The sequence below is a fragment of the Okeania sp. SIO2F4 genome, from assembly GCF_010672385.1.
Taxonomy (GTDB): Bacteria; Cyanobacteriota; Cyanobacteriia; order Cyanobacteriales; family Microcoleaceae; genus Trichodesmium.
The window spans coordinates 1-4,977 of record NZ_JAAHGT010000731.1; the positions used below are offsets into that span (position 1 = coordinate 1).

Genomic DNA, 4,977 nt, shown 5'->3' on the forward strand with positions numbered 1-4,977 from the left:
TGCAAAACTTTTCGGGGGCTTATAACTGCTCCTCCACTAATATTGTAGACTGGCGCTCCTTCGGTCTATTAATGGACTTAGCCATGATGGGATGTGGTACAGGTGCGGTCTTAGAACCACATAATATAAATCAACTGCCACCCATTCGCAATCATCTAAATATTGTATTGCGGGGTGAAATTGGTTCTACTCTCCCTGAGTTACGTCGTGAGTTGACAGAAGTAAAATTCGATGGAGACCAGGCTGAAATTTTTGTCGGTGACAGTCGTCAAGGTTGGGTCGGGTCTTATCAGGCTTTGTTGGAGTTGTCAACAGATGAGCGATTTTCGGGAAAGGTGAATGTTATCATTGACTTGAGTGATGTCAGACCTGCGGGAGAACCTTTAAAGGGATTCGGAGGTGTTGCCAACCCGGTAAAATTGCCAGAATTGTATCAACGTTGTGGGAACATTTTAAATCAAGCAGTTGGGCGACAATTAAATTCTGTGGAGTGTTGTTTGATCATTGACGAAGCAGCAGTGACAATTGTTGCCGGCAACATCAGAAGATCTGCAGGAATGCGCCAAGGTAATAGTAGCGATCGCCTCTTTGCTGTAGCGAAGGATAATCTCTGGCGACAAGATGAAAACGGTAACTGGGGAATTGACCCCAAAAGAGATGCTTTGAGAATGGCAAATCATACCCATGTTTTCCATCACAAACCAACATTAGAAGAATGTGTTGAGGCAGTGAGAAAACAGTTTTATTCGGGTGAAGGTGCCATTCAGTGGGGAGGTGAAGCAGTTGCTCGTGCTAATCGCGATCTACTTTCAACGCCAGAAATAAAGAGTGATTTCTTGAAAGCTTATGGAGAAGATAATGCCAAAAAATGGTTTCAAGAACACTATCCAAATATTAGTAATGATGAACTCGAACATCGGTTAGCTCGTCTAGGACTCAACCCATGTGTAACAGCAGATACTTGGATTCATACTGAGTTTGGAGCGCGTCAGGTCAAGGAATTAATTGGCGTTCAACATGGCACTTTTGTTAACGGAGAACTTTTTAGTACAACTCCTGACGGATTTTTTGAAACTGGGACAAAACCTATTTTAAAAGTGGAAACTAAAGAAGGTTTTTCAATCCGACTAACTGAAAACCACCTCGTGCTTAAAATTATAAGTCAAACTCAAAAGAAACAATATACTGAATGGGTTTCTGCTATTTCTTTAAAACCTGGCGATCGAGTTTGTTTACACAATCACCGAGAAATTCAAAAATGGGACGGTGAAGGAACTTTTGAAGAAGGATGGCTTTTAGGAAGTATGGTTGGCGATGGCTCTATTGCCAAAACTAAAAGTGGTAATGACATTGGAATACTTAGGTATTGGGGTAAATCTCAAAATGAAATGCTAGAGTATGCAATTGCTACCCTGAATAATTCTGCTTTAGGACATCCTAACATAAAAGGATGTCATCACAATCTCCACAACATGAGCCAAGTAACTTCTTCTAAGTTAGCAGTTTTAGGAGATAAGTTTGGAATAAACCGCAAGCACAAAGTTATAAATTCAGAAATTGAACGTGGTAGCTACAACTTTTATTGTGGCTTTCTACGAGGAATTTTTGATGCAGATGGTAGTGTTCAAGGCGACCAAAATAAAGGCGTTAGTATTCGTTTAGCGCAAAGCAATCTAAATTCGCTTTTAATTGTTCAAAGAATGCTAGCCCGAATAGGAATTATTTCAACAGTTTACCAGAATCGACGTAGTGAGAACGTAAGAAAATTACCGGATTCTAATCGCGATCTTGCTTTTTATCATTGCAAAGCCAATCATGAACTTGTTGTTTCTAAAGATAACTTGCTAATTTTTCAAGAACTTGTTGGGTTCAAAGATCCTGTTAAAAGTGAAAAGCTTACTCTTGTCTTAGAAGGATATAAGCGGACACTAAATCGTGACCGCTTCACTGCAACAGTTAAGTCTATTACTCCCGATGGGACAGAAACTGTTTATGATTGCACCGTTCCCGGACCGTCTCGGTTTGACGCTAATGGATTTGTAGTTCATAACTGTGGCGAAATTATTGGTTCAAATTTTCACTGTGTCAGCGAAGATACATTATTAATTACTCGCGACAGTATTCACAAAATCAAAGATATTGTTGGTCAAAAAGTTGAAGTTTGGAACGGCAAAAACTGGAGTGAAGTAATTCCTTTCAAAACAGGAAAAGATAGAAAATTATACCGCGTCCGATTTGGGGATGGTTCCTATCTTGATGTGACAGAATATCACCGATTTTTTGTTAAAGATAGGTTTGGGAAAAACTATCAAGAAGTACAAACAAAAGATTTGCTAAATCATAGCAAATATGTTTTACATACGGAACCTTTTGTCATAGATTATCAGGATGGAGATTATATCAATTTATCTTATGCTTATACATTAGGTGTAGCTGTAGGTGATGGAACATTAGACAAAAATGGTAATGCTAAAATTCGGCTTTATTCTCACAAAGCTGAATTAATTGTTGCTGGTAATAAATCAGTGGAACGACAATATAATTATCTACCTACTTTTGTAGATGTCACTGATTTAGGATTCTCTGGAGAATTACTGCATCGTTTACAAACTGAACCTGATGCTTTAAATATTATTGCTAGTTGGAATAAACCAGCAATTCTAGCTTTTATTGCCGGATTAGCAGATACAGATGGTTCTAATACTAACAGTAATGGAATCAGAATTTATTTGTCTGATTATGAACGGGCAAAAAGACTACAATTACTGTTGACAAAATGTGGTATTCGTGCATCAGTAAACTTAATGGCGAATCGCGGTTATACTACTAATTTAGGAACCAGAAATAAAGACATTTACTACTTACAAATAACTGATTGTAGTGAAATTCCTTGTCAAAGACTAGACACAAGTAAAGGATGCGAAGCTAAATTTAAAGGTAAAAATCAAATAATTCAAAGTGTTGAAGAATTGCCAGGATTACATGACACTTATTGTTTTGAAGAGCCAGAATTTCACAAAGGTGTTTTTGGCAATAGCTTGACAGGAAATTGCAATTTGTCGGAAATTCATCTGAATCAAATTGACCCAAATAATCATAAAGAACAGGAGGAAGCTTTTACTGCTGGCGCCCTTTCTGTGGCAACTTTACTTAACCATAAATTCGTCGAAGCTCGCTATAGTTATAGTCGAGAATTAGACCCTATTGTTGGGGTGTCTTTTACTGGTTTATTCGACTTTTTTGTAAAAGCTTTTGGTATTGAATGGTTGCGTTGGTGGCAAGCAGGTCGCCCGGAAACTATTCAAGGTCTAGACTTTAAACAACAGGAGGCAGAATATTTAATCCGTTGGCGCGAAATTGTACATCGGGTGGTGTGGGATTATTGCGATCGCCACAACCTTAAACGTCCAAACCGTTGTACAACTATTCAACCTAGCGGGACAAAATCTCTGCTAACAAACGCTGCTCCTGGTTGGCATCCTCCTTTTGGGTTGCGGTGGGTACGACGCATTACTTTTGCCAAAAATGACCCTGTAGCATTAGCTTGTCTTGACTACGGTTATTCTGTAATTCCTGGGCAGTCAAGCAAAGATGAAAATGGCAACTTGTTGAACGATCCTTTTGACGAACGCGCTCAAGAATGGTTAGTAGAAATTCCAGTACAGGTATCTTGGATAGATTTGCCTGGAGTTGAGGAGATTGCTATTGAGAAGTTCAGCGCTACTGCTATGTTTGATTTTTACATGGGAGTACAGAAATATTGGACGACTCATAACAGTAGTAGTACCATTTTATTAACGGAGGCAGAAATTGAACCTTTGGGAACACGCATTTATGAGGCAATTCGTGATGACGAGGGTTATATTTCGTCAGCATTGTTAGCGCGGTTTGATGCACCGTTCCCTCGGTTGCCATTTGAACGTATTTCTCAAGAGGAATATGAAAAATTGCAAGGGGAGGTATTGCAACGGCGTAAGTCTGATAATTTTTCCGAGTTGATGAATGGTTATGTGTTAGCGAGTGAGTTACCAGAGATGGGACCTCAAGATCCCGCTTGTTCTGGAATGGTTTGTGAGTTGAAGGGTTCGGAACCGCAAGTTAATTAGAACTAGAGGTGAAAAAGAATGTAGTAGCACGTCTAGCTCTAAAATGTAAGTAAAAAAAACTTTTGAAAGGGGAGAAATATTCTCCCCTTTTCTTGTATTCAATAGTTAAGTAATAGACATCTGGTGATAATAAAAAATACAATCAATTATCGCACATAAATAATCAATTCTTTGCCTCTACTCTGTAGGGATGTTGCATGCAACGTCCCTACTCCCTACTCCCTCTTTTCCACCAGAGGTCTAATACAAAGGCAAGAGGGATTATTATGATTTAGTTGACGAGGATCAAAAATATGAACTGCTAACGATAAGACCAATTCATATCAAATCCGGTAGCATTGGTGTAATTAGATAAAGATGCTGGGGAGATGGGGAGATGGGGAGATGGGGAGATATAGAAAGATTGGCGTTGGTGATGCGTGGCTATGATTTTTCTGAAATGGGGATTGCCTAACTCATAATTAAAAAGCATTTTATATTTTGCAAATTTAGATTTCATAGCTTGATTCTCCAACGCCGAAAGATTTAGCAATAACTGAAGATGGAACATTTTTTTATACCGAACCCGAGCGGATTTGATATCACAATTCATATCCAATACTTTATAGTTGCTTAATCTTTGACAAATTGTCTTTTGACAAAACATTTACCAAGATATTAGGGTGTTTTCCTAACTTTTATCAATTTGAGGATTTGTCAAGATGAATGCAATCTTAAAAAAAACTATAGAGTCAACAGAAATTAATCAAAAATTAGAGCAAGTCCAACAGCAAAAAAGATTAATGGTAATTGATACTAGAGTAGAAAATTATCGCCAGTTAGCTGTAGGAGTTACTCCACAAACAAAAGTTGTTTTAATTGACCCTAACCG

The 4,977-nt window shown here is 38.3% G+C and carries 1 protein-coding gene; it reads left to right on the top strand.

The features are described from left to right. A partial coding sequence (locus F6K22_RS31455) for an LAGLIDADG family homing endonuclease (protein ID WP_293107319.1) occupies positions 1-4,106 on the top strand: 4,106 nt, incomplete at its 5' end. Positions 4,107-4,977: the final 871 nt, after the last annotated feature.